At 63.9% G+C, this 2830-nt stretch carries 2 protein-coding genes; both read right to left on the reverse strand.

Features of this window, described 5'->3' with window-relative positions; all coding sequences use genetic code 11:
* Positions 1 to 152: 152 nt before the first annotated feature.
* Complete coding sequence (locus VFH65_RS15095; RefSeq protein ID WP_353322501.1) at positions 153 to 1424, reverse strand: MFS transporter; 1272 nt, start codon at positions 1422 to 1424, stop codon at positions 153 to 155.
* Between the two features lie 124 nt (positions 1425 to 1548).
* Positions 1549 to 1674 (reverse strand): hypothetical protein, encoded by a 126-nt coding sequence (locus VFH65_RS15100; RefSeq protein WP_353322503.1) that lies wholly within the window; start codon positions 1672 to 1674, stop codon positions 1549 to 1551.
* Positions 1675 to 2830 lie beyond the last annotated feature (1156 nt).

Raw genomic sequence — 2830 nt, forward strand, 5'->3', positions numbered from 1 at the left:
TGGGACCCGGTCCCTGGAAGGACAACCCGTCGTGGAACCGGTTGATGGCACTGAGGGTAGGCCGGGTGGCTCGTTCTGTACCGATGGCGTGCAGGACGTCGATGTCTTCGGGTGGCAGTGCGTCGTCGTAGACGGCGTAGCGGTATCCGCGGCTATGTGGTCGCATACTCGAGACTCCTTGTGGGGGTGCGGGCGACGATGACGGCTGCAGCGAGCAGGGCAACACCCAGAATTGCCAGCAGCCACAGACCGCTCGCGAGCTCCAGGACGGGAGCGAGGGCCATGCCGACTGGGATGCCGATAGCCGTCAGTGCCGATTCGACGGCGAAGAACCGGCCCAGGTCCGCGCGGTGCAGGCGTCGCTGTACCGCGGAGGTCCACTGAATGCCCGACCAGGTGGTCATCAACGCGCCGGCGCCGAAGACCGCGTAGGTGAAGTACGCCGCGACGCTGCCGGAGTGCATTTCCAGTGCGACTGCGACGATTTGGCTGATCAGCAGCGTGGCGACGGCCAGCACACCGAATCGGTAGGGCAGACGTGTGCCCACGGCGGCGCTCACTGATCCGGCCAGCGAGCTCACGGCCATCACGGTGGCGATGGCCGCCCAAGTGCCGGCACCGCCGGTGCTGTCGATGATGCGGCTGGGCGCGTAGACGGCGACCATGCCGATGAGGACGGACGTGCAAGTCCAGAACGCCAGCGACGACCCGAGGAACGAGTCGGTGCGGGCGAGCCGCCACGCAATGCGTATTGTTCCGCCAGCACTCATGGCTGTGCCGTCCTCGGTGGCGCGGGCGGCGGTGTCGGCTTGAAGGTTGATGCGCTGGGCGCGGCACACCGCTATCAGCCGCAGCAGGGCGGCGATGTTGATCGCGAAGGTGAGGCAGTCAAGCGCGAGCGCTCCGCTGAATCCCAGGAGATGAGTAACCGCGACGCCCAGTGCTGGGCCGGCGATGAGGCTGACGTCGGTGGCCATGGAGAAGGTTGCGTTAGCCTTTTCGAGCCCAGTGGGGCTGACGAGTGCGGGTAGTGCGGTCTTCTGTGCGGGCATATAGACGCCGACTCCGACGCCGTACAAGAATGCCGAAACCACCATCGCTGCAGCAGAATTTGAGGAAAGAATGATGACTACGACCAATCCCGCCTGTGCCGTGATGCGGATAGTGTCCGCTCCGATCATTACCGCGAGTGGGTGGCGGGTGGCGGCAAGGCGGCCGCTGAGCGGAACTACCAGGAAGCGTCCGAGCATCAAGGCGATGAGCACCATCGAGAGCGCCCAGGGGGAGCTGGAGATCCGTAGCACCTCGATGGTGAACACGATAGGGATGAATCCGTCGGTCACCGCTGACGCGAGATAGCCGCCGTACAGCAGGCGGAACTCTTTGTTGTGCAGCAGTTCTCGTGTGGATTTGGTGAGCGGCATGTCCGGTGGATCTCCTGGTATCGCCGGTTGGGGCGTGGGTTCCGGGAGGCGCTGATTACTCGTTATCGGTCACGCACGCGTGGCGCGATCGGTGGACGACGAACGTCCGGCCGTGACTGTGGTGCTAGTGTCCGACGTCCTGGCGGGGGCTCGGGTTGACACCCTTGTCCTGTGCACCGCTCAGGTCGTCGCTTTCTTGCAGTACTTCGAGCAGCAGATTGTCGGTGTTATGTGAACGAGTGCTGTCCATAGTGTGTTTCCTCTCCGGATATTGCGCCTCCCGGAGCCACATCTACGACGATAGCTGCTTCGTGTCGTGTTGCAACCGAAAACCATTGCTGTGCAACTTCTTATCGAGTCTACGAGTGGATTACTCAGCGATCGGCTGTGTTCACATGGGCGCAGAGTGCGCGGTGCCGGAATGAGTTCGAGAACGATGCTCAGGCTTGGCGGAGTCCTTCGGCGAGGACCGTCCAGTTGTTCGTGCAGCGTCGGCAAGCTTGGCCGGCAATGCGCCGGCCGCCGTCGGCGACCTTTGTGGAGGTCGACGTCATCAACGATGTGCATCTGTAGCCAGCGCAGGAGTTCACAGCCGGACTTGCTGATCCGAAACGAGGGTTGTTGCCGATTCGGGCCAGCAGCGGTCGGGACGTGCTGCACTTCGGTCGGTCCGGCAGGCGGCTCCGGCGGAGTCTCCCAGGCAGAGGTTACGGAAGCGTGCGGCGCCATCTGCCACGGGATCTCGCCGCGGGCGATCCGGTCGCGTATGTCGCGCCCGTTGGCCCGAGATGCCAGCGGAATCGGCGACGGCACGCGCGCTATCAGGATGGGCCTGCAGGTAGTCCGCGGCGACTCAGCGGGCCGGGCCGGCGTCGAGACGACCAATCCGCCCGTCACGGCCGATTCGCGTGTTCATCTGCGAATCGTCAGCACTTGAACGCCGCACACGGTGGCGACGGACTTCGCCGACAGGCCGACGGAGCGGGATCCAACCACTGGGGACCGGTGCACATGATGTTGGTTGCGGCGGCGCGGCGGTCAGGAAGGGAAAGCGGAACAGCATGGCCGATGTTCACACCGACCACCATGACGAACGCTGAGTCCAAAAGTACGTCGAAGTATACGGCGTCGATCTCCTCGCAGCCCTATGGCGCAAGCTATATATTGGATCCCTTCCAGGCTTTCCGCCATTCCTGACGCGCGCCAATGCCACCATCGCCGCCACCTCAGCACGGATTCTGGCGAAGTCTTGCGCTCGTGTCGTCGCGCCCACATTCCGTGCGGGCTAGACACGCTGCAGCGTGGATTACGGGCCAACCCGCACCTGGCAGTTCCGTCGATATGCTTGCCGGACTGTTCGTGGCCGGATTCGCTGCCTTCGGGCCACCCTTGCATACGCCGGCACT

The organism is Mycobacterium sp. (assembly GCF_035697385.1).
Lineage (GTDB): Bacteria > Actinomycetota > Actinomycetes > Mycobacteriales > Mycobacteriaceae > Mycobacterium.